This window comes from Streptomyces sp. NPDC016851, from assembly GCF_055562795.1.
In genome coordinates this window covers 396,801-419,740 of sequence record NZ_JBVHEP010000002.1, presented here as the reverse complement: position 1 = coordinate 419,740, position 22,940 = coordinate 396,801, and the positions used below count along the sequence as shown (strand labels likewise).

Genomic DNA, 22,940 nt, shown 5'->3' with positions numbered 1-22,940 from the left:
TCCTTCGTGGGGAAAGTGGGACGGTCGGGTGGGCTGATCGTAATGGGGGAGACCGGGCCCCTCGTAGGGCGGCCGCCGGATTGGGCTGAATCGATACGGCACCGACAGGTGACCGACAGCTTCCGCATTATTTGAACCTCAGATACCGATTACCTAGGCTGCGGGTATGCGGCTGCTGCGCTCCACCGACCTGGCCCTGCGGGTCCTGATGCGGCTCGCCGTCGCGGGCGAGTCCACTCCGACGACCCGGGACGTCGCCGCCGGCATGGACGTGCCGTACACCCACCTGGCGAAGGTCGTCGCGGAGCTCCAGCACATGGGCCTGCTGGCCGCCCGTCGGGGCCGCGGCGGAGGTCTCACGCTCACCGAGCAGGGCCGCACCGCGTCGGTGGGCGCCGTGGTCCGCGCCTTCGAGGGCGGCGGCGACGTCGTCGACTGCGAGGGCGCCACCCCCTGCCCCCTCAACTCCGCCTGCCGCCTGCGCGGCGCCCTGCGCCGGGCCCAGGAGGCGTTCTTCACCTCGCTGGACCCGGTCACGGTGGGGGACATCGTGGCGGAACCGACCGGGGCCCTGCTGCTGGGGATCTCGCGGGGCGCTGACCCCCGTGACGTCTAGGCCGCCTGCCCCGCCATCCACAGGTCCGGCCCGAACACCTCGTAGTGGATGTCGGCCGGTGCCACGCCCTTGCCGATCAGCTGGGCCCGTACCGCCCGCATGAAGGGCAGCGGTCCGCACAGGTACGCGCGCGTGCCCGGCTCGACCGGGACGTCGGCGAGGTCGACCAGGCCGGAGCGGGTGCCCGCCGGGGCGTCCTGCTCGTACCAGAAGTGGACGGCCGCGTCGGGCAGCTTGGCGGCGTAGGCCTCGTGGTCGCCGCGCAGGGCGTGGGCGGCGGGTGAGCGGTCCCCGTGCACGACGGTGACCGGGGCGCGGTGTCCCGAGCCGGCGAGGTGGGCCAGCATCGCGGTCATGGGGGTCACGCCGATGCCCGCCGAGGCCAGCAGCAGCGGGGTCTCGGGGCCGGCGTCCAGGACGAGGTCGCCGTAGGGCTCGGACAGCTCCAGGACGTCACCCACCTCCACGCGCGCGTAGAGGTGGTTCGAGACCTCGCCGTCGGGGGCGCCGTCGCCCTGCACGCGCTTCACGCTGATCTGCCGCAGGTCCGGGGCGGGCGCCCCCGAGAGGCTGTACTGCCGTATCTGCCGGGCGCCGTCCGGGAGCGCGACGCGGGCGGAGACGTACTGGCCCGCGAGGAAGTCCCGCACCGGACCGCCGTCGGCGGGCCGCAGCCGGAACGTGGCGACGTCGTCGGTCTCGGCGACGCGCTCGACCACCTCCCAGGACCGCCAGGCGTGCCCGCCGCGCTCCTCCCGGAGCCGCTTCTCGATCGCGATGAGGGCGTTCGCCATCAGCCAGTAGACCTCGTCCCAGGCGGCGGCGACCTCGGGGGTGACGGCGTCGCCGAGCACGTCGGCGATGGCGGCGAACAGGTGCTCGTGGACGATGTCGTACTGCTCGGGCGTGACGCCGAGGGAGGCGTGCTTGTGGGCGATGCGGTCCAGCATCGCGTCCGGCCGCTGCTCCGGATGGTCCAGCAGGTGCGTCGCGAAGGCGGCGATGGATCCGGCGAGCGCCTGCCGCTGGGTGCCGGCGGCCTGGTTGCCCCGGTTGAACAGGTCGTTCAGCAGTTCGGGGTGGGCCGCGAACAGCCCGGCGTAGAAGCGCTCGGTGATCGTGCCGAGGGCCGCGCCGACGGCGGGGAGGGTGGCGCGGACGGTGGCGGCGGACTGCTCGGACAGCATCGGGACTCCTCAGGACTCGACTGCCGCGCACCGTATTTAAAGTTGCATATGAAATGCAAATTAAGTGGGAGGGGGGCGAGTCGAACCGGCCGTTACGGATGCCGGTGCGAGCAGGCACTATGGGCGGAAGAGCAGTTCACCCGCCGTACGTGAGGCGTTCGGTCCGGGGCCGCCCGGGCGATCATGGTGCGCAACGCGTACGAAATGGTGGTGTGGTGGGATGCTCACGTGCCCGACCGCCTCCCGAGCTACGGAAGACAGGCGGCCTGACCAGCAAGGATGGGGAAGCGGAAGATGGACAAGCAGCAGGAGTTCGTGCTCCGGACGTTGGAGGAGCGCGACATCCGGTTCGTACGCCTGTGGTTCACGGACGTCCTGGGCTTCCTCAAGTCCGTCGCCGTGGCCCCGGCCGAGCTGGAACAGGCCTTCGACGAGGGCATCGGCTTCGACGGTTCCGCCATCGAGGGCTTCGCCCGGGTCTACGAGTCCGACATGATCGCCAAGCCGGACCCGTCGACCTTCCAGATCCTGCCCTGGCGCGCGGAGGCCCCGGGCACGGCCCGGATGTTCTGCGACATCCTCATGCCGGACGGCTCGCCGTCCTTCGCGGACCCGCGCTACGTGCTCAAGCGCTCCCTGGCCCGCGCCTCCGACCTGGGCTTCACGTTCTACACGCACCCGGAGATCGAGTTCTTCCTGCTGAAGGACCGGCCGCTGGACGGCAGCCGTCCGACGCCCGCCGACAACTCCGGCTACTTCGACCACACCCCGACCAACGTCGGCATGGACTTCCGCCGCCAGGCGATCACCATGCTGGAGTCGATGGGCATCTCGGTCGAGTTCTCCCACCACGAGGGCGCGCCGGGCCAGCAGGAGATCGACCTGCGCTACGCCGACGCGCTCTCCACCGCCGACAACGTCATGACGTTCCGCCTGGTCATGAAGCAGGTGGCGCTGGAGCAGGGCGTGCAGGCGACCTTCATGCCGAAGCCGTTCTCCGAGCACCCCGGCAGCGGCATGCACACGCACCTCTCCCTCTTCGAGGGCGACCGCAACGCCTTCTACGAGTCGGGCTCGGAGTACCAGCTCTCGAAGGTGGGCCGCTCCTTCATCGCGGGCCTGCTGCGGCACGCGGCGGAGATCTCCGCCGTCACCAACCAGTGGGTCAACTCCTACAAGCGCATCTGGGGCGGCGCGGAGCGCACGGCGGGCGCGGGCGGCGAGGCCCCCTCGTACATCTGCTGGGGCCACAACAACCGCTCGGCGCTGGTCCGCGTCCCGATGTACAAGCCCGGCAAGACGGGCTCGGCCCGGGTCGAGGTCCGCTCCCTGGACTCCGGCGCGAACCCGTACCTGTCCTACGCCGTCCTCCTGGCCGCCGGCCTGAAGGGCATCGAGGAGGGCTACGAACTCCCGCCGGGCGCCGAGGACGACGTCTGGGCCCTGTCCGACGCCGAGCGCCGCGCGATGGGCATCGAGCCGCTGCCCCAGAACCTCGGCGAGGCCCTGACCCTGATGGAGCGCAGCGACCTGGTCGCCGAGACGCTCGGCGAGCACGTCTTCGACTTCTTCCTGCGCAACAAGCGCCAGGAGTGGGAGGAGTACCGCAGCGAGGTCACGGCGTTCGAACTGCGCAAGAACCTTCCGGCGCTGTAAGGACGGCCGGCGCGGATTTCCGCGATCCAAACCCGGGGCCGACGGTCGGGGACCGTCGGCCCCGAGGTGTCTCGAAAGCTGTCGAAAGCTGTGTCACTCAAGGCCCATGGTCACGCCACCGACGCTAGAATATTCACCGCTCGTCACCGCTTCGGACCACCACTGGACAGGGGTGCAGCGAATTGACGACCGGAGAAGCGCTTCGCAAGCATGTGCCCATCATCGCCGAGCATGACACATGGATCAGCGTCGACCCGATCATCGGCTGCCCCGCGAATTGCGCCTACTGCTATCTCGGGCCAATCGGACTGAAGGCGCAGCAGCCCAGGCCAAGGGTTACTCCAGGGCGAGCAGTGGAAATGTTGTGCGAGTACCTCGATGAAACGCGCAGCGACCTGAGCCCTGACATGGATTCCACGCCTGTCTGCCTGGGCAACTATACGGATATGCTGCTGACCGCCACCAATCAGGAATACCTTCGCGGATTCGCGAGCGAACTGGCCGGTGCCGGCCTCGCCCGGCCTCTGGTGGTGGTGACGAAAGGGCGTATGCCACGAGCCCTCGCGGAGGCCCTCGACGCCCTGAACATCGCCATTGTCGTCTTCTGCTCGCAGTCCTTTCACCGCACGACCATGCGATTACGGACAGAGCGCGGTCCGGTCCTCACTCCGGACGAAACATTTGACGCCGGATTCAGCTGCCGGGACTTCGACAACATAACGATGGTGCACTTCTGGCGGCCGATCGTCCGCAGCAGCGTGCCGTCCGCCGACTGGGCGATCCGGACGGTACAGAGGCTGAAGGCTTCGGAGTACCGCTGTTCGGTTGCCATCGGTCTCTCCGCCGGAGCGGGAATCGCTCAGCAGGAACTGATCGAGACCGGTTTGCTGGAAGGGCGCTCCCGGGCATGTGACGAGATGTGGGACGACGGGGCCTGGACGGACATCAACTCCGCCGCGGCCGCTGTCGGATACCCGGTCTACCGGAGCACCTCGTGCGCCATCGCATTGGCCACCGGAAAAGCAGAAGCCCTCGGAGTGTGGGACCATCGGCGCGGCGCTGCGGAGCAGTGCCTGCCCTGTAACTGCCCAACGGCCCAGCGGGCCCTGTGCCGATCTCAGACTCTGCAACCGGAGGTGCCGGACGAGCCGCTTTCATGGATCGCGAGTCAACTGGGAGGCAGCACCTCCCGGCTCGAGGTACTCCCTGGCCGACGCGTCCGGACCTGTGGGAAGGCACAGCAGTCATTGATCAGCCTGACACTGCACAAGTATCAGATCGAACTTCTACCCGAATCAATCTCAGCAGAGCGTGCCTGGCTCGGTAGGTTCGGCAGGGAAGGCGGCAATGATTAGCTCTGGAACGATGGTGTCGGAACTCCTTCCGACCTGGTTGACCTACGCCGCGAAGCGATTGCGAAGCATCACCGGTTTTGTGACGGTGCACCCCAATGGGGGCGACCCTCGAACTCTTGCCTTCTCGCGCTACGAACATGTCACGAGGGTGGCTTCCCTGGCCTTGTCGTTAGGGGAAGAACGCAGCCTGCCGCGGTCGGAGGTGCTGCTGTTCTCCTGGCTGCACGACATCAATCGCTGGCCTTTCGCGCACAACGCCGAGAAGGGACACGTCGACCAGGCCGACGACATCGAGCGTTTCACGGCAGGCCGGTTGTCGACGGAAACCGTGAGGCAAGCCGCCGACATCGCACGCAAACGCGTTCCAGGTTTGAACCAAGCAGCACGCGCAGTGCTTCTGGCGGATATCGTGACCGGCTTCTTCGAGGACACCCTGTTCACGATCACCGGCCTGAACCTGTCGCCGTCCGAGCTCCCGGACGACGCGCTCGAGCTGCTGCGCCTGCCCGTCGGGGACTACGCCTTCCTGGAGGAACTCCAGTACCTCTACGTCCTGTTGAACCAAGAAACAGACGTGGCCAGGTACGTGCGCAACTTCAATTCACTGGTCTTCAGGTCCACCCGTAAATTTCTCTCCGACCATGATTTCCTGAGTTCTGATCCGCTGGAGAGCGAAAGGTTCTGGAACGTTCGCACGGCACTGCGCTCCGAGTTTTTGGAGGATTACATCTTCCCCCTGAACAACGAGAAGGTGTGCCACGGCGAGATGATCCGGAGGGTCCTCGTGGACCCGGTGGTCAGTCGCCTGGGTGAGAACGCCCAGACTTGCCTGACCCGGTGGACCGAAGTCGACATGGTCGCCTATGTGCTGCGTGAGCGCCTGGTGGCCGAGGAAACGGTGACCGAACTCAAACCGACCCTGGACTACGTGCGGAGGTTCGAGCCGAACCGCTGTTTCATGTGAGCAGGCCCGTCGGCCGGCGCCGCACCTCAGCGGCTCGCGCGGCGCCAAGCGCTGAGGTACTCCTGGTAGACGAATTTCTGAGTGGTGTTCCCACGGAACGAGTAACGCTTCAGCGTCGCCCGTGCGCCGATCCAGAGGCCGCCCACCATGGGAAGACCGGACGCGGTGGACGCGACCGAGGAAACACCCTCGGCAAGCTGGCTCTCCAGAGGCGTGATGTCGGCCGTGCTCAGTCCGAGGCGCTCGTTGAGCTGCTGCGCGATCTCCTCGATGTCACGCTCAAAACGGAGGACGTCTTCCTCGGTCCTGATACCGCGCACGAGCTCCCTCAGGGATCCCGCTTTCATCCGGTAACTCATGATGCGGTCACAGACGAGGTCGATCCATTCTCGCTCCGTCCGCAGACCCGCCTCTTCGTTGTTCCATAACCGCCCTCCCACCAACGGTAATTCAAGGCGGAGCAACTCGAGGTGACGAGAGCGTGCGGGGCCCGCGTTTTCGCTCAGGCTTTCATGGATGCCGCGAATCAGCTTGATCACATCCACCGCGGTCTCCTCGTCCAGACCGTCCGACAGGATCTGGCTGGTCACCGCGAAGTCCCGGCGCAGGCCGTGCGGCTGGTAGGCGTGGCCGGTGACAGTCGCTCGCGCCTGGTAGCGCAGTGACCTCGCCAGTGCCGCGATGAAGTTCGACGGCTCCACCGCCCCCGGCATCAGAGGGCGGAAGAGTTCACCGATGGCGACGGATGCCGCGCGTGCCCACTCGCCGAGTCGGTCCGGTTCGATTCCGTCCGAGGTCGGCACGCGAACCAGATGATGCGGAATCTGCGTCTGGTGGAAATCATTCCACTGCAGGATCCGCTTCCGGAGACCGATGTTTCCCGCCGCCTCCGCTTCCTGGTCGCAGGCATCCATGGAACGCAAGAACGAAAGCATCGCGTCCACGCCCCGCGTCTGCAACGTGCTGAGCACCTCTGTTTCAGCCGCGTCCAGACGCTGCACCGAGTCGGCGAAGACCTGTACCGGCGTGACCAGGCCGAGTTCGAGCAGGCGCCGTAAAAGGTACGGTTCGTCGCCGAACTGCTCGGAGGCCGGAGTGAGGTGCACCGGGTGGATCACTCTCACCGCGGGCTGAAAAATAAGGGACTGCACCAGTTCCACATAGGATTGGCGCGCGAATGGATCGCGACTCCGCTCGCCACGGTTCTGTGCGGTGATGAACTCCTGGGCGCTGATAAAGGTCGAATTATCGAGCGCAAGCGGAGGCATGCCCATATCGCGCATCGTACCGTCCGGCAAATTGACACGCCAGTATGCCGGACGGTGACAATGCGGCGGTGAGCCTTCCGGTCATCCCTGCTGTCGCTTCAGTTCCGCCAGAAGCAGGTGCAGCGGCTTCTCCGCCCGCTGCCGGTACTCCTGAATCGCCCAGCCGTTTCCGTCCGGGTCCCGGAAGTGCATGAACGTGGCGCCGTCGTCGGGGGCGTACTGGACCGGCTCCGAGACGTCGAGGCCGCGTTCGACGAGTTCCGCGTGGGCCGCCTTGATGTCGGCGACGCACAGCTGCAGGCCCTGGTAGGAGCCGGGGGCCGGGGTGGGGCCGGGAGTCATCTCCCAGATGGAGTCGCCGAGCGCGATCGAACAGCCGGAGCCGGGAGGCGTCAGCTGGACGATCCGCATCCCGGGCATGACCTCCTGGTCGATGTCCACGTGGAAGCCGACCTTGTCCCGGTAGAAGTCCCGGGCGCGGTCGATGTCGGTCACGGGCAGCGGGATGACTTCGAGCGTGAAGTCCATGGCATGACTCCTTCGTCAGGCATCGGTGAACCGCCACCTCGTCTGGCTGAACGGCTCCCCCTTACCGAAGCCGAAAACCGTGCGCGGCGCCACCGAGTAGACGGCCGCGTGTCCCGCGCCGTGGTGGAAATAGCCCTCCCGTACTTCGAAGTGCCAGAAAGCGCCGTACTTCGTCTCCCACGCGGCGGCCAGTTCGCGTAGGCGCCCGTCGTCGGTCACGCGTGTCGCCTCGCCCTCGACCACCAGGTCGTAGCCCTGGTTCCAGGTGTTCGTGCCGGTGGTCAGCACGACGTGCGGGTTCTCGGCGAGGTTCCTGGCCTTGCGCTCTTCCGGGCCCGTGCAGAAGTGCAGGGCGCCGTCCGACCAGACCGCCGGAAGCGGGGTGACGTGCGGGCGGCCGTCCGGGCGCACCGTCGTGATCCAGAACAGTTCGGCGGCCGTGAGCCGCGCCTCGGCCTCCTGCCAGTCGGTCGCGGTGGCCGTCTCGTCGCTGTAGCGGCGGTCCAGACGGGTCTCGGGGTGCATGGTGGTCATGAGGATCCTCCCGGTCCGTGGCCTCACAGGTGCAGACCCCGTCCGCCCGCCGAACTCATCGGAGCTTCCCCCGGCCCGTGCGGTTAGGCTCAAAGCCACGACCTTGATCCGATGCAAGTCCGAGGAACAGTGCGAGGGAGGCCCGGGATGACGGCGGCGCCGGGGCGCAGGAGCAGTACCTTCACGCGGCTGCTGCGGCACGGCTTCACCGACGCCTCCGCCGCCGAGCGGCTCCTGGACAGCGCCGAGCTCGCGCCCCTGCGCGACGACCCGGTGCTGCTGGACGCGCTGGGCGCGACCGCCGACCCCGATCTCGCGCTGCTCGGACTGGTCCGGCTGCTGGAGGCCCAGCCCGAGCCCGGCGCCCGCCGGGAGCTCCTCGACACGCTGATCTCGTCCAAGCCGCTGCGCGACCGGCTGCTCGGGGTGCTCGGCGCCTCCACCGCCCTCGCCGACCACCTCATCCGGCACCCGGACGACTGGCAGGCGCTCGTCATGTACGAGGCGCACGACCTGCACCCCGGGGTGGAGGAGTTCGAAGCCGGTCTCGCGGAGGCCACCGACGCCGTCTCCCTGCGCGTCGCCTACCGGCGCTGCCTGCTGTCCATCGCCGCCCGGGACGTGTGCGGCACCACCGGCGTCGCCGAGTCCGCCGCCGAGCTCGCCGACCTGGCCACCGCCACCCTGCGTGCCGCCCTCCGCATCGCCGGGGCGGCCGCGCCCGAGGACGTCGCCCTGTGCCGGCTCGCGGTCATCGCGATGGGCAAGTGCGGCGGCCACGAGCTGAACTACGTCTCCGACGTGGACGTCATCTTCGTCGGGGAGGCCGTCGAGGGCGCCGACGAGACCAAGGCGGTCCGCGCCGCGACCCGGCTCGCCTCGCACATGATGCGGATCTGCTCGGAGACGACCGTCGAGGGGTCCATCTGGCCCGTGGACGCCAACCTCCGGCCCGAGGGCAGAAACGGCCCGCTCGTGCGGACCCTCTCCAGCCACCTCGCCTACTACCAGCGCTGGGCCAAGACCTGGGAGTTCCAGGCGCTGCTCAAGGCCCGCCCGGTGGCCGGCGACCTCGACCTCGGCGCGGAGTACGTCGCCGCCGTCCAGCCGCTGGTGTGGAAGGCCGCCGAGCGCGAGAACTTCGTCCCGGACGTGCAGAAGATGCGCCGCCGGGTCGTGGAGAACATCCCCGTCGCCGAGGTCGACCGCCAGCTGAAGCTGGGCCCCGGCGGCCTCAGGGACGTCGAGTTCGCCGTGCAGCTGCTCCAGCTGGTGCACGGCCGGGCCGACACCTCGCTGCGCAGCGGCACCACGCTCGACGCGCTGAAGGCCCTCGCCGCCGGCGGGTACGTCGGCCGGTCCGACGCCGCCCAGCTCGACGAGGCCTACCGCTTCCTGCGCTCCATGGAGCACCGGATCCAGCTGTTCCGGCTGCGCCGCACCCATCTGGTGCCCGAGGACGAGGCCGAGCTGCGCCGCATCGGCCGCTCCCTCGGCCTGCGCACCGATCCGGTCGCCGAGCTGCTGCGCGAGTGGAAGCGGCACGCCACCGTCGTACGGCGTCTGCACGAGAAGCTGTTCTACCGGCCGCTGCTCGACGCGGTCGCCCAACTCGCCACCGGCGAGGCCCGGCTGAGCGTCGAGGCGGCCCGGGAGCGCATGGTCGCCCTCGGTTACGCCGACCCGGCCTCCGCCCTGCGCCACCTGGAGGCCCTGGCCTCCGGCGTCACCCGCAAGGCCGCCATCCAGCGCACCCTGCTGCCCGTCCTGCTGGGCTGGTTCGCCGACTCGGCCGACCCGGACGCGGGTCTGCTCAACTTCCGCAAGGTGTCGGACGCCCTCGGCAAGACGCCCTGGTACCTGCGGCTGCTGCGGGACGAGGGCGCCGCCGCGCAGAACCTCGCCCGCGTGCTGTCCGCCGGGCGGCTCGCGCCCGACCTGCTGATGCGCGCCCCGGAGGCGGTCGCGCTGCTCGGCGACGGGGACGGCGGTGGCCTCGAACCGCGCTCCCGGGCCCATCTGGAGCAGGAGATACTCGCCGCGGTGAACCGGGCCGACGGGGCCGCCCAGGCGGTCACGGCCGCCCGCGGTGTGCGTCGTCGCGAGCTGTTCCGTACGGCCGCCGCCGACATCGTCGGCTCCTACGGCACCGAGGAGCAGCCCGTCGAGGCCGACCCGGGCGCCCTGGTGGACCGGGTCGGCGGCGCGGTGTCGGACCTGACGGCCGCGACCCTCGCCGGCACGCTCCGCGCGGTCGTGCGCGACGGGTGGGGGGACAGCCTGCCCACCCGGTTCGCGATCATAGGGATGGGCCGCTTCGGCGGACACGAACTGGGCTACGGCTCCGACGCGGACGTGCTGTTCGTGCACGAGCCGCGTGACGGCGTCGACGAGCGGGAGGCCTCCCAGGCCGCCAACAAGGTCGTCTCCGAGATGCGCCGGCTGCTCCAGATCCCCAGCGCCGACCCGCCCCTCCTCATCGATGCCGACCTGCGCCCGGAGGGCAAGTCCGGCCCGCTGGTGCGGACCCTCACCTCATACGCGGCGTACTACCGCCGGTGGGCCCTGACCTGGGAGTCGCACGCGCTGCTGCGGGCCGAACCCGTCGCCGGGGACGAGGACCTGGGCCGCCGGTTCATCGAGCTGATCGACCCGCTGCGCTACCCGGCGGACGGGCTCGCCGACGAGGCCGTCCGCGACATCCGGCGGCTGAAGGCCCGCATGGAGTCCGAGCGGCTGCCGCGGGGCGCCGACCCCAAGCTGCACGCCAAGCTGGGGCCGGGCGGTCTGTCCGACGTGGAGTGGACGGTGCAGCTGCTGCAACTGCGGCACGGCGCGGCCGAGCCGGGCCTGCGCACGACCCGGACACGTCAGGCCCTGGCCGCCGCGCGTACGGCCGGTCTCATCACGGACGAGGACGCGGCGACCCTGGACGAGGCCTGGGTCCTCGCGACCCGCGTCCGCAACGCGGTCATGCTGGTACGCGGCCGGGCGGCCGACACGTTCCCCACGGAGCCCCGCGAACTCGCCGCCGTGGGGCGGTACTTGGGATACGGCCCCGGTCACGCCGGTGACATGCTCGACGCGTACCGGCGGACGGCCCGCCGGGCCCGGAGCGTGGTGGACGAGCTGTTCTACGGGGTGACGGAGCGTTAGCCCTGGCCCTGGTCGGCCCGCACCTCCCGCGCGTGCTTCATGAACCCCGTCAGCCCCACCTCGAACGCCCGGTCCGCCCGGCCCTCGCCCGACGCCGACAGCGCCTCGGCCAGCCGTGGGGTCGGTGACGAGGCGGTCAGTTCCCACATCGTCTCGGGGGCCGCGAGATCGAGGGCCGAGCCGAGGACCAGGTTCTCCAGGGCGGTGAGCAGGGGCATCACATCGACCGGGGCGAAACCCGCGTCGAGCAGCAGCGTCACCGCCCGCTCGTACTGCTCCAGCACGCGCGGTGCCCGCACGGGGGACGTCATCAGCAGCGGGATCGCCTTGGGGTGCGCGGCGAACGCGGCGCGATAGGAGCGGGCCCAGGCCTCCAGGGCCGTGTCCCAGGGGCGCAGATCCAGGGTCGCCGGGTCGATCGCCGCCGACACCCGCTCACGCAGCAGTTCGACGATGCCGTCCCGGCCCTCCACGTGGTGGTACACCGAGCCGGTCTGCGCACCCAGCCGCTTGGCCACCTGCGGCACGCTGAAGTCGCCGCGCTCGTCGACGATCTCGAGCGCCGTCGTCGCGATGCGCTCGCGGTCGAGGAGCGGTGTGCGCGGCCGTCCCATGGTCGGTGGTCCCCCTGAGGTCTTCCCGGATGCCGAGGTAGAGGCTACATTGCCAAAACCGAAAGCCTTTAGATTTACCGCGGTGATCCCGCGCGCCCGGACTCCCCCCACGTCCGCCGCTCGAAGGGCCTGCCCATGTCCGTCACCACCTCAGGGGAGCGCACCCCGGCCGCCACGGCGACCCTGCGCTCCGGCTCCCTCGGCACCGCCGACATCGCCTTCTTCGTCGTCTCCGCCGCCGCCCCGCTCACCGTCATGGCCGGCGTCGCCCCCCTCGCGATCCTGCTCGGCGGCGTCGGCGCCCCCGTCGGCTATCTCCTGGCCGGCCTCACCCTCGCCGTCTTCGCCATCGGCTTCACGACCATGAGCCGCCACGTCCGCAGCGGCGGCGCCTTCTATGCGTACATCACCCGCGGACTCGGCCGGCCCGTCGGCATCGGCGCGGCCCTGCTCGCCCTGGTCGGCTACAACGGCATGGAGACCGGCGTCTACGGCCTGCTCGGCTCCGCCGGCCAGGACACCGCGCGCGCCGTGTTCGGCGCCGACGTCCCCTGGCTGCCGATCTCACTGGCCGGCCTGCTGCTCATCGGATACGGCGGCTACCGCTCCATCGACTTCGGCGCCAAGGTGCTCGGGGTCCTGCTCGTCGCCGAGACCGGCATCCTCGTCCTCCTCGCGGGCGGAGTCCTGGTCAAGGGCGGCGCGCACGGGCTGTCCCTCGCCTCCTTCGAGCCCGGCAACGTCCTCGTCCCCGGCACCGCGGCCGTCCTCGCCTTCGCCTTCGCCGCGTTCACCGGCTTCGAGTCGACCGTCATCTACCGCCGCGAGGCCCGCGACCCGCAGCGCACAGTGCCGCGCGCGACCTACGCCGCCGTCGGATTCCTCGGCCTGTTCTACGCGTTCATCGTCTGGACCGTCATCCAGGCCTTCGGCGACGCCGAGATCGCCGGAGCCGCCGCCGAGAACCCCGCCGAGCTGTTCTTCACCGCCATCACCACCTACGTGGGCGGCTGGGCGGCCGACCTGATGCACGTCTTCATCGTCACCAGCGTCCTCGCCTCGCTGCTCGCCTTCCACAACGCCATCAACCGGTACGCCCTGGCCCTCGCCGAGGAGGGTGTGCTGCCGAAGGCACTGGGCCGCATCCACCCGCGGCACGGCTCCCCGTACGTGGCCGGAATCGCCCAGACGGTCCTCGGCGCGGTCGTCGTCCTGGCCTTCGCGGCGGCCGGCGCCGACCCGTACGGACAGCTGCTGCTGTGGGTCAACACCCCGGGGATGATCGGCCTGTTCCTGCTCCAGCTGCTCGCCGCGGTCGCCGTGCCCTGCTACTTCCGCCGGGTGCGCCACCAAGAGGGTGTGCTGCGGACGGTCGTGGCGCCCGTCGCCGCCGCCGTGCTGCTCGCGACGGCCATCGTGCTGGTGGTGCGCCACATCGACCTGTTCACCGGTGCGTCCCCGACGGTGAACACCGTCCTCGTCGTCACCGCCCCCACCGTGTTCGTCGTGGGCCTCGCCCTCGCCTGGTGGCTGCGCCGGCAACGCCCCGACGTCTACGCCGGCTTCGCCGCCGAACCCGCCGAGTAGCCACCGAACAGCCACTCCGGACAGCCACCGAACGGCCAAGTCCCACAAGGGAGTTCATCGCATGCCCACCGCCGATCTGGTCCTCTCCGGCGCCAAGGTCCGCACCCTCGACCCGGACCGCCCGTACGCCACCTCCGTCGCCGTACGCGACGGGCTGATCGCGGCGGTCGGCGACGAGAGGGACGTCCGCGACTGGTGCGGCCCCGGCACCGAGGTCGTCCACCTGGACGGCGCGCACCTGGTGCCCGGCCTCGTCGACGCGCACAGCCACCCCGTGTGGGGCCTGGACATGGCGACCGGCACGGATCTGTCGGGCGTGACGGACCTGGCGGGGCTGCGGGCCACCCTCGCGGACGCGGAGCGCACCGACGGGTGGGTGATCGGCTTCGGCCTCGACCACAACGCCTTCGGGGGCCGCCCCGTCGACCGGGACCTGATCGAGGACGTCCTGGACGGCACACCCGCCTTCCTGCGCCTCTACGACGGTCACTCCGCCCTGGCGACCGGCCCGGCCCTCACCGCGGTCGGCGTGCACGGCCCCCGGGTCTTCTCCCAGCGCTCGGAGGTCGTCTGCGACGCCTCGGGCCGGCCCACCGGGCACCTCGTCGAACACGCGGCGATGGACCTGGTCGCCGCGATCGCACCGCGCCCTTCCTCCTCCGCACGCCGGGCACGCCTGGTGGAGCTGCTGTCCGCCATGGCCGCGACGGGGCTGACCGGGGCGCACGTCATGGACGCCGGCGACCCGGAGCTGATCGGCTCCGTGGCCGTGGAGACGGTGCTGCCGGTGCGGCTGCGGTTCGCGCCCTGGTGCATGCCGGGCGCGGACCGGGCCGCCCTGGACGAGCTGGTGGCCGTACAGGGCCGGAGCGGCCGGCACTGGCGGACCGGCGGGGTCAAGTTCTTCATGGACGGCACCGTCGAGGGCGGCACGGCCTGGCTGGAGCACGCCGACTGCCACGGCCAGGGCACGGACGCGTTCTGGCCCGACCCGCAGGCGTACGCCGCCGCCGTACGGCACCTGCACGCGGCCGGGGTGCGCACGGCCACGCACGCCATCGGGGACGCGGCGGTACGGCACGTCCTGGACGTGGTCGAGGGGCTCGGCCCGGGCGGACGCGGGGCGCACCGCATCGAGCACATCGAGACGGTGCCGGACGCGCTGCTGCCGCGGTTCGCGCGCCTGGGAGTGGCGGCGTCGATGCAGCCGCCGCACACCGCGTACACCCGGGCCGACGGCACCGACGAGTGGTCCCGGCGGCTGGGCACCGGCCGGGCGGGCCGCGCCTGGCGGCTGCGCGACCTGCGGGACGCGGGCGCGGTGGTGGCCCTCGGCTCGGACTGGCCGATCGCGCACTACGACGCCCGCGCCGTACTGGCCACGGCCCGCACCCCGAGAGGCGCGGCGTCGGCCCGCGCCGGTCTGACCGGCCTGGAGGCACTGGAGGGCTGCACCACGCATGCGGCCCAGGCAGCGGGCGAGTCCGACACGGCGGGCCGCATCACTCCCGGTTTCCGCGCCGACCTGACGGCCCTGGAGCTGGACCCGGTGACCGCCCCGGCGGACGAGGTGACGGAGGCACCGGTACGACTGACGGTGACCGGGGGGCACGTGGTGTACCGGAAGTGAGTGCCCGGGCCGACTGCGCCGGGCAGCCCGGCCGGCGGCCCGTCGGCGACGACCGTCTGGCCGCTGCCGGCGCGGCATGCCGCCGGACAGGCCGGGTGCCTTGGGGCGGGGTGCGGTCATGGCGGCCGTCCGGCCGCCGCCGATGCGGCCGCGACCGGGCTCGGCGCCTGTGCCGGCCGGGCGGGCAAGGTGCCTTCGGGCCCGGCGCGTCCGGAAGCAGTGGAGCCGGTTGCGTGTCGGGCGCTGTCGGTGGCGGTCAGGGCTTGGTGGCGCGGGCCGGTTCGGGGCGTCCGCGCGGTCTGCCGGTGCCCCGCTTCGGTACGTCTCTCGGCAGTGCGTACGGATGCCTCCCGTACCAGACACCCGCCACCGCGAAACCGAAGGACAGGCAGAGCACGCCACCGACGGCATCCAGCCAGAAGTGGTTCGCCGTGGCGACGATGACCACCAGCGTCAGTGCCGGGTACAGCAGGCCCAGCACCCGCACCCAGGGGACCGTCGCCAGGGCGAAGATCGTCAGGCCGCACCACGTGGACCAGCCGATGTGCATCGACGGCATCGCGGCGTACTGGTTGGACATGTGTTTCAGGTCGCCGGACGCCATCGACCCCCAGGTCTGGTGGACCATGACGGTGTCGATGAAACCGCCGCCGTTCATCAGCCGTGGGGGTGCGAGCGGATACAGGTAGTAACCGACCAGGGCGACGGCGGTCGTCGCGAACAGCACCAGGCGGGTCGCCGCGTACCGGCCGGGATGGCGACGGTACAGCCACACCAGCACACCCAGCGTCACCACGAAGTGCAGCGTCGCGTAGTAGTAGTTCATGCCGATGATCAGCCAAGTCACCGAGTTCACGGACCGGTTCACCGACTCCTCCACGGCGATGCCCAGAGCGTGCTCGGTCTGCCAGATCCAGTTGGCGTTGCGCAGCGCCTCGGTCCTCTGCTCCGGCACGGCGTTGCGGACGAGCGAGTACGTCCAGTAACTCACCGCGATCAGCAGGATCTCGAACCAGAACCGGGGCCGGCGGGGGGTGCGCAGCCGGGGGAGGAGACCCCGTCCCGGATCGGCCGCGACCGGGTCCGGAACGGCCGCTTTCCGGCCGTCCAGCGTCGTCACGGTCGTGTCACCCATAGGCACAAAGTCTGCCAGAAAAGCCCTGATCCCCCGATCATCCCCCGCTCTGGTGCGGACCGCATGTTCTGCGGCGAAATCCAGCCGGGAACCTCAGGGGCGGGCGCGGTCCCCGGGCGCCGAAGCGGTCGACCCGCGCACCACCAGTTCCGGCATGAACACGAACTCGCTGTGGGGCGCGGGCGTCCCGCCGATCTCCTCCAGCAGTGTGCGGACCGCCGCCTGGCCCATCGCCGGGACCGGCTTGCGGATCGTCGTCAGCGGCGGGTCGGTGAAGGCGATCAGCGGCGAGTCGTCGAAGCCGACCACGGAGACGTCCTTCGGAACCTCCAGGCCGCGCTGTCGCGCCGCCCTGATCGCGCCCAGCGCCATCATGTCGCTGGCGCACACCACGGCCGTGCAGTTCCGCTCGATCAGTGCCGTGGCCGCGGCCTGCCCGCCCTCCAGGGTGTAGAGGGAGTGCTGGACCAGCTCCGTCTCGACGGCCTCGGCACCCAGCCCCAACTGGTCCTGCATGGTGCGTACGAACCCCTCGATCTTGCGCTGCACGGGCACGAACCGCTTGGGCCCCAGGGCCAGACCGATCCGCGTGTGCCCGAGGGACACCAGGTGCGTCACCGCGAGGTTCATCGCCGCGCGGTCGTCGGGGGAGATGAACGGCGCCTGCACCTTCGGCGAGAAGCCGTCGACCAGCACGTACGGCACGCCCTGCGCGCGCAGCCGGTCGTAGCGCTGCATGTCGGCGGTGGTGTCCGCGTGCAGCCCGGAGACGTAGATGATGCCGGCGACCCCGCGGTCCACCAGCATCTCCGTGAGCTCGTCCTCGGTCGAGCCGCCCGGCGTCTGCGTGGCCAGCACCGGCGTGTAGCCCTGCCGCGTCAGCGCCTGGCCGATGACCTGGGCCAGGGCCGGGAAGATCGGGTTCTCCAGCTCCGGGGTGATCAGACCCACCAGGCCCTCGCTGCGCTGCCGCAGCCGCACCGGGCGTTCGTAACCCAGCACGTCGAGGGCGGCCAGCACGGACTGGCGGGTGGTGGCGGCGACGCCCGGCTTCCCGTTGAGGACGCGGCTGACGGTCGCTTCGCTCACCCCCGCCTGCGCAGCGATGTCGGCAAGCCGTGTGGTCACAGCACCGGACTGTAGCGGCCGGGGTTCCGCTTGCACACCGACGGGACGCCTGGTGCGGGCCGGCGCACGGCCCGCTGCGGGTTGCTTGGTCATCGCGGTCCCTCGAAGTCGTGGTCGGCGTCCGATCCGCAACGGATGATTCACCCCGGCGGCAACGGATGGCAAGTGCTTGCAGAGTCTTGCACAACTGCCCGACTCCCCGCCCGACAGCCGGAAATCCCCGCTCCACAACGGTCAGGAGTAGATCCGGAGTAGACCCGGAAGAGGTCACGGCAGGATAACCATCCGCACCCCTTGCAACTTTTTGCTGCAAGGTCTTTCGCAAGTCGTTGCGGCGCGGCTAATCTCACCGACGCCCGGCGGCCAACGGCGCAGTCGGCAGCACGAAACGGGCTTTCACCCTCAAGGAGAACTCATGCGGCGTGGCATAGCGGCCACCGCGCTGGTGGCGTCCCTCGCCCTGGCGGCGACGGCGTGCGGCGGGAGCGACAGCGGCGACGAGGCCGACGGCCCGGTCACCATCACCTGGTGGGACACCTCCAACGCCACCAACGAGGCGCCGACGTACAAGGCCCTGGTCAAGGAGTTCGAGGCCGCCAACAAGGGCATCAAGGTCAACTACGTCAACGTCCCCTTCGACCAGGCGCAGAACAAGTTCGACACCGCCGCCGGTTCCAAGGGCGCCCCCGACGTGCTGCGCTCCGAGGTCGGCTGGACCCCGGCCTTCGCCAAGAAGGGCTTCTTCGCGCCGCTGGACGGCACCGAGGCCCTCGCCGAGCAGGACAAGTTCCAGCCCAGCCTGATCGAGCAGGCCAAGTACGACGGCAAGACCTACGGCGTCCCCTTCACCACGGACACCCTCGCCCTCGTCTACAACAAGGCCCTGTTCAAGAAGGCCGGCGTCGAAGCCCCCAAGACCTGGGACGACCTGAAGAAGGCCGCCGCCACCATCAAGGACGAGACCGGCGTCGACGGCTACTGGGGCTCCACCCAGGCCTACTACGCCCAGTCCTTCCTCTACGGCGAGGGCACCGACACCGTCGACGTCGACGCCAAGAAGATCACCGTCACCTCGCCCGCCGCCAAGAAGGCCTACGGCACCTGGCAGAGCCTCTTCAAGGGCAAGGGCCTGCACAAGGCCGACACCACCGCCGACGCCTACGCCCACATCCAGGAGGCGTTCGTCAGCGGCAAGGTCGCCTCGATCGTCCAGGGCCCGTGGGAGATCACGAACTTCTACAAGGGTTCGGCCTTCAAGGACAAGAACAACCTCGGCATCGCCACCGTCCCGGCCGGATCCACCGGCAAGGCGGGCGCCCCGACCGGCGGCCACAACCTCTCCGTGTACGCGGGCTCGGACAAGGCCCACCAGGAGGCCTCGCTGAAGTTCGTGAAGTTCATGACCTCGGCGAAGGCCCAGGAGACCATCGCGCTGAAGAACTCCACGCTCCCCACGCGCGAGGACGCCTACACCGACAAGGTCAAGGCCGACCCCGGCATCGCCGGCTACCAGGGCGTGCTGTCCTCCGCCCAGCCGCGCCCGGCGCTGCCCGAGTACAGCTCGCTGTGGGGTCCGCTCGACGATGAGCTGATCGAGATCGCGGGCGGCAAGGAGTCCCTGGACAAGGGCCTCGGCGACGCCGAGACCGCCATGACCAAGCTGGTGCCGGACTTCTCCAAGTGACCGCCGTGTGGCCGCCGGATCCCCCGGTCATGGGGGAGGGGGTCCGGCGGCCACCGGCCTCGCCCCCGCCCGGGCGGCTCCCCTCCGAACTCCTTGAACCTCCAGAAGGTGCCGAACCATGACAGTCGTCATCGACCGAGCGACCGGCAAGCGGCGCGGTGAGCGGGAACCGCGGCCCGGGCCGGGCAGCCGGCTGAAGCACGGCTTCCACAAGCACTGGTACGCCTACGCGATGATCGCGCCGGTGGCGGTCGTCCTCGGCGTCCTCGTGCTGTACCCGCTGGCGTACGGCCTGTACCTCACCCTCACCGACGCCACCAGCCTGAACACCGCCCGCACGATCGGCGTCAACGAGATCGACGCCACCTACAAGTTCATCGGCCTGGACAACTACGCCGACATCCTGTGGGGCCCGACGGCGTACGACCGCTTCTGGTCGCACGTTCTGTGGACGGTCTTCTGGACGGCGGCCTGTGTCGCCCTGCACTACGGCATCGGTCTCGGTCTCGCCCTGCTGCTCAACCAGAAGCTGCGCGGCCGCACCCTCTACCGGATGATCCTGGTCCTGCCCTGGGCCGTGCCGACCTTCGTCACCGTGTTCGGCTGGCGATTCATGCTCGCCGACGGCGGCATCATCAACTCCGGCCTGGACTTCCTGCACCTGCCGACACCGCTGTGGCTGGAGGACACCACCTGGCAGCGGTTCGCCGCGATCATGGTCAACACCTGGTGCGGCGTGCCGTTCATGATGGTCTCGCTGCTCGGCGGACTCCAGTCGATCGACGCGAGCCTGTACGAGGCGTCCGAGATGGACGGCGCCAACGCCTGGCAGCGCTTCCGCTACGTCACCCTGCCCGGCCTGCGGTCCGTCAGCACCACCGTCGTGCTCCTCGGCGTGATCTGGACCTTCAACCAGTTCGCCATCATCTTCCTGCTGTTCGGCAACACCGCCCCGGACGCCCAGATCCTCGTGACCTGGGCCTACCAGCTGGGCTTCGGACAGCAGCCGCGCGACTACGCCCAGTCCGCCGCCTACGGGATCCTGCTCCTGTCCATCCTGATCGTCTTCACGTCCTTCTACCGCCGCTGGCTGAACCGCAACGACCAGCAGCTCGCGATCTGAGGCAGGAGTCCGACATGAGTACGACCATCCGCCGCCGCGGCGAGCACAGCCGCACGGCCTCACTCGTCTCGCACGCCGTCCTGATCGGCGCGAGCCTGACCGCGCTCTTCCCGATCGCCTGGCTGGTCTTCCTGTCCCTCGGCCCGGACAAGGACGACTACCTCCACCCCGGACGCATCTGGGGCAAGATGGCGCTCGACAACTACGCGTTCGTCCTGCAGGACACCAATTTCTTCCACTGGCTGAAGAGCACGCTGATCGTGGGGCTGGGCACGACATTCATCGGCGTCGTCGTCGCCGCGTCCACCGGCTACGCGGTCTCCCGCATGCGGTTCCCCGGCTACCGGAAGCTGATGTGGGTGCTGCTCGTCACCCAGATGTTCCCGATCGCGGTACTGATCGTGCCGATGTACCAGATCCTCTCGGATCTGCAGCTCATCGACAGCTACCTTGGTCTCATCCTTGTCAACTGCACCACGATCGTGCCGTACTGCGCCTGGCTGATGAAGGGCTATTTCGACACCATCCCGTTCGAGATCGACGAGGCCGGGCGCGTCGACGGGCTGACCCCCTTCGGCACGTTCGCGCGGCTCATCCTGCCGCTGGCCAAGCCGGGCCTCGCGGTCGCGGCGTTCTACAGCTTCCTCACGGCCTTCGGTGAGGTCGCGTTCGCTTCGACGTTCCTGCTGAGTGACGACAAGTACACGTTCGCCGTCGGTCTCCAGACGTTCGTGAGCGAGCACGACGCGCAGCGGAACCTGATGGCCGCGACGGCCGTTCTGATTGCCATACCGGCTGCCGCGTTCTTCTATCTCGTGCAGAAGAATCTGGTGACCGGGCTTACTGCCGGCGGTACGAAGGGGTGACCTTTTGTTGAGTGACCGGCTGCGGGTTCGTTGTGGCTGGTCGCGCAGTTCCCCGCGCCCCTGAGGGGGCGCGTGGGTGGGCGGCCGTGGTGCCCATCCGACCCCGCTGTGCCGCGGCCGCCCCAGACCCCACCCCACGTCTCACATGACCACACCTCAGTTACGCATCAAGGACGACATGAGCCAGCACTCAGCCGCACCTGTCCCCACTCCCTCGTCCGCCGTGGCCGTCGCCAAGCGTCGCGACTGGTGGCGGGACGCGGTGATCTACCAGGTGTACCCGCGCAGCTTCGCCGACAGCAACGGCGACGGCATGGGCGACCTGGAAGGTGTCCGCACCCGCCTGCCGTATCTGCGCGACCTCGGCGTGGACGCCGTGTGGCTCAGCCCCTTCTACGCCTCGCCGCAGGCCGACGCCGGCTACGACGTCGCCGACTACCGGGCCGTCGACCCGATGTTCGGCAACCTCCTGGACGCCGACGCGCTGATCCGCGACGCCCATGAGCTGGGCCTGAGGATCATCGTCGACCTCGTGCCCAACCACTCCTCCGACCAGCACGAGTGGTTCAAGCGGGCCGTCGCGGAGGGCCCGGGCTCACCGCTGCGGGACCGCTACCACTTCCGCCCCGGCAAGGGGAAGAACGGCGAACTCCCGCCCAACGACTGGGAGTCGATCTTCGGCGGCCCGGCCTGGACGCAGGTCCCGGACGGTGAGTGGTACCTGCACCTCTTCGCCCCCGAGCAGCCCGACTTCAACTGGGAGCACCCGGCGGTCGGCGACGAGTTCCGTTCCATCCTGCGCTTCTGGCTGGACATGGGCGTCGACGGCTTCCGGATCGATGTCGCCCACGGTCTGGTGAAGGCGGAGGGGCTGCCCGACCTTGGATCCCATGACCAGGTGAGGCTGCTGGGCAACGATGTCATGCCGTTCTTCGATCAGGACGGGGTGCACGAGATCTACCGGCAGTGGCGGCGCATCCTCGACGAGTACTCGGGTGAGCGCATCTTCGTCGCCGAGGCGTGGACGCCGACCATCGAGCGCACCGCCAACTACGTCCGCCCGGACGAGCTGCACCAGGCCTTCAACTTCCAGTACCTCAGCACCCACTGGGACGCCGCGGAGATGCGCGAGGTCATCGACCGCACCCTGGACGCCATGCGCCCGGTCGGCGCCCCCGCCACCTGGGTCCTGTCCAACCACGACGTGACCCGGCACGCCACCCGGTTCGCCAACCCGCCCGGCCTCGGCACCCAGATCCGTCTGGCCGGCGACCGGGATCTGGGCCTGCGCAGGGCCCGGGCCGCGACCCTGCTGATGCTGGCGCTGCCCGGCTCGGCCTACGTCTACCAGGGCGAGGAGCTGGGTCTTCCGGACGTCGTGGACCTGCCCGACGAGGTGCGCCAGGACCCGGCGTACTTCCGGGGCGCGGGCCAGGACGGCTTCCGTGACGGATGCCGGGTGCCGATCCCCTGGACCCGGACCGGGTCGTCGTACGGCTTCGGCGACGGGGGCAGCTGGCTGCCGCAGCCGGAGGGCTGGGGCGAGCTGAGCGTCGAGGCGCAGACCGGCGCGCCCGGCTCGACCCTGGAGCTGTACCGGGCCGCGCTCGCCGTGCGCCGGGAGCAGCCCGACCTCGGTGCCGGCGCGTCCGTGGAGTGGCTGCGGGCTCCCGAGGGCGTGCTCGCCTTCCGGCGCGGGGAGTTCGTGTGCGTGGCCAACACCACTGGCGAGTCGGTGGCGATGCCGGCGTACGGCCGGGTGCTGGTCGCGAGCGGCGAGGTCGTCGAGGTCGACGACGAGGCGAAGGTGCCGGCCGACACCACGGTGTGGTGGAGCACCGCGATCACCACCTGATTTTCCGTTGAATTTGGCACGGCCCGCTGCCCTTCGGGGCGGCGGGCCTTTACC

General features: G+C 69.9%; 18 protein-coding genes. 11 read left to right on the top strand and 7 right to left on the bottom strand.

Annotated features, from left to right (window positions below):
• Window positions 1–166: 166 nt before the first annotated feature.
• On the top strand, window positions 167–616 hold the full coding sequence (locus ACZ3I3_RS04585; RefSeq protein WP_467362478.1) for an RrF2 family transcriptional regulator: 450 nt from the start codon (window positions 167–169) through the stop codon (window positions 614–616).
• On the opposite strand, the gene ACZ3I3_RS04580 is transcribed toward ACZ3I3_RS04585, so the two are convergent.
• A complete protein-coding gene (locus ACZ3I3_RS04580; RefSeq protein WP_467362477.1) occupies window positions 613–1,803 on the bottom strand; it encodes a globin domain-containing protein in 1,191 nt (396 codons plus the stop codon). The two genes, ACZ3I3_RS04585 and ACZ3I3_RS04580, sit on opposite strands and share 4 nt — an antisense overlap.
• Before the next feature lie 294 nt (window positions 1,804–2,097).
• Here ACZ3I3_RS04580 and glnA point away from each other — a divergent pair, with 294 nt between their 5' ends.
• The 3 genes from glnA (at window position 2,098) to ACZ3I3_RS04565 (ending at window position 5,778) form a co-directional block, all read left to right on the top strand.
• The gene (gene glnA, locus ACZ3I3_RS04575) at window positions 2,098–3,459 is read left to right on the top strand and encodes a type I glutamate--ammonia ligase (RefSeq protein ID WP_030249586.1); all 1,362 of its coding nucleotides are present in this window, start codon (window positions 2,098–2,100) and stop codon (window positions 3,457–3,459) included.
• 182 nt (window positions 3,460–3,641) lie between these two features.
• Complete coding sequence (locus tag ACZ3I3_RS04570; RefSeq protein ID WP_467362476.1) at window positions 3,642–4,814, top strand: hypothetical protein; 1,173 nt, start codon at window positions 3,642–3,644, stop codon at window positions 4,812–4,814.
• Window positions 4,815–4,824: 10 nt separating this feature from the next.
• Window positions 4,825–5,778 carry a hypothetical protein gene (locus ACZ3I3_RS04565; protein WP_467362474.1) on the top strand — a complete coding sequence of 318 codons (954 nt, stop codon included), beginning with the start codon at window positions 4,825–4,827 and terminating at the stop codon, window positions 5,776–5,778.
• A 26-nt stretch (window positions 5,779–5,804) separates the two neighbouring features.
• Here ACZ3I3_RS04565 and ACZ3I3_RS04560 read toward each other — a convergent pair whose 3' ends face one another.
• The 3 genes from ACZ3I3_RS04560 to ACZ3I3_RS04550 form a co-directional block, all read right to left on the bottom strand.
• Window positions 5,805–7,052 (bottom strand): hypothetical protein, encoded by a 1,248-nt coding sequence (locus ACZ3I3_RS04560; RefSeq protein WP_467362472.1) that lies wholly within the window; start codon window positions 7,050–7,052, stop codon window positions 5,805–5,807.
• 75 nt (window positions 7,053–7,127) lie between these two features.
• Entirely contained in the window at window positions 7,128–7,574 is a 447-nt protein-coding gene (locus ACZ3I3_RS04555; protein WP_436726662.1) for a VOC family protein, read from the bottom strand.
• Window positions 7,575–7,589: 15 nt separating this feature from the next.
• Window positions 7,590–8,108, bottom strand: coding sequence for a pyridoxamine 5'-phosphate oxidase family protein (locus tag ACZ3I3_RS04550; protein ID WP_467362470.1), 519 nt, complete (start codon window positions 8,106–8,108; stop codon window positions 7,590–7,592).
• A 147-nt stretch (window positions 8,109–8,255) separates the two neighbouring features.
• Here ACZ3I3_RS04550 and ACZ3I3_RS04545 point away from each other — a divergent pair, with 147 nt between their 5' ends.
• Window positions 8,256–11,264: a bifunctional [glutamine synthetase] adenylyltransferase/[glutamine synthetase]-adenylyl-L-tyrosine phosphorylase gene (locus ACZ3I3_RS04545; RefSeq protein WP_467362468.1), complete on the top strand. Its 3,009-nt coding sequence runs from the start codon at window positions 8,256–8,258 to the stop codon at window positions 11,262–11,264.
• Here ACZ3I3_RS04545 and ACZ3I3_RS04540 read toward each other — a convergent pair.
• Window positions 11,261–11,878, bottom strand: coding sequence for a TetR/AcrR family transcriptional regulator (locus ACZ3I3_RS04540; RefSeq protein ID WP_467362466.1), 618 nt, complete (start codon window positions 11,876–11,878; stop codon window positions 11,261–11,263). The genes ACZ3I3_RS04545 and ACZ3I3_RS04540 overlap by 4 nt on opposite strands.
• Window positions 11,879–12,013: 135 nt before the next feature.
• Here ACZ3I3_RS04540 and ACZ3I3_RS04535 point away from each other — a divergent pair, with 135 nt between their 5' ends.
• Together ACZ3I3_RS04535 and ACZ3I3_RS04530 are read left to right on the top strand one after the other, a co-directional pair.
• Window positions 12,014–13,465, top strand: a complete 1,452-nt coding sequence (locus ACZ3I3_RS04535) for an APC family permease (RefSeq protein ID WP_467362464.1) — start codon at window positions 12,014–12,016, stop codon at window positions 13,463–13,465.
• A 61-nt stretch (window positions 13,466–13,526) separates the two neighbouring features.
• The gene (locus tag ACZ3I3_RS04530) at window positions 13,527–15,095 is read left to right on the top strand and encodes an amidohydrolase (protein WP_467362462.1); all 1,569 of its coding nucleotides are present in this window, start codon (window positions 13,527–13,529) and stop codon (window positions 15,093–15,095) included.
• A gap of 256 nt (window positions 15,096–15,351) precedes the next feature.
• Here ACZ3I3_RS04530 and ACZ3I3_RS04525 read toward each other — a convergent pair whose 3' ends face one another.
• Window positions 15,352–16,230, bottom strand: a complete 879-nt coding sequence (locus ACZ3I3_RS04525; protein ID WP_467362460.1) for a phosphatase PAP2 family protein — start codon at window positions 16,228–16,230, stop codon at window positions 15,352–15,354.
• A 93-nt stretch (window positions 16,231–16,323) separates the two neighbouring features.
• A complete protein-coding gene (locus tag ACZ3I3_RS04520; RefSeq protein WP_467362458.1) occupies window positions 16,324–17,358 on the bottom strand; it encodes a LacI family DNA-binding transcriptional regulator in 1,035 nt (344 codons plus the stop codon).
• 415 nt (window positions 17,359–17,773) lie between these two features.
• Here ACZ3I3_RS04520 and ACZ3I3_RS04515 point away from each other — a divergent pair, with 415 nt between their 5' ends.
• The 4 genes from ACZ3I3_RS04515 (at window position 17,774) to ACZ3I3_RS04500 (ending at window position 22,886) form a co-directional block, all read left to right on the top strand.
• The gene (locus ACZ3I3_RS04515; RefSeq protein ID WP_467362456.1) at window positions 17,774–19,042 is read left to right on the top strand and encodes an extracellular solute-binding protein; all 1,269 of its coding nucleotides are present in this window, start codon (window positions 17,774–17,776) and stop codon (window positions 19,040–19,042) included.
• 118 nt (window positions 19,043–19,160) lie between these two features.
• A complete protein-coding gene (locus ACZ3I3_RS04510; protein WP_467362455.1) occupies window positions 19,161–20,165 on the top strand; it encodes a carbohydrate ABC transporter permease in 1,005 nt (334 codons plus the stop codon).
• Window positions 20,166–20,179: 14 nt separating this feature from the next.
• Window positions 20,180–21,031 (top strand): sugar ABC transporter permease, encoded by an 852-nt coding sequence (locus ACZ3I3_RS04505; RefSeq protein ID WP_467362453.1) that lies wholly within the window; start codon window positions 20,180–20,182, stop codon window positions 21,029–21,031.
• A 178-nt stretch (window positions 21,032–21,209) separates the two neighbouring features.
• Window positions 21,210–22,886 (top strand): glycoside hydrolase family 13 protein, encoded by a 1,677-nt coding sequence (locus ACZ3I3_RS04500; protein ID WP_467362451.1) that lies wholly within the window; start codon window positions 21,210–21,212, stop codon window positions 22,884–22,886.
• The last annotated feature ends 54 nt before the right edge of the window (window positions 22,887–22,940 follow it).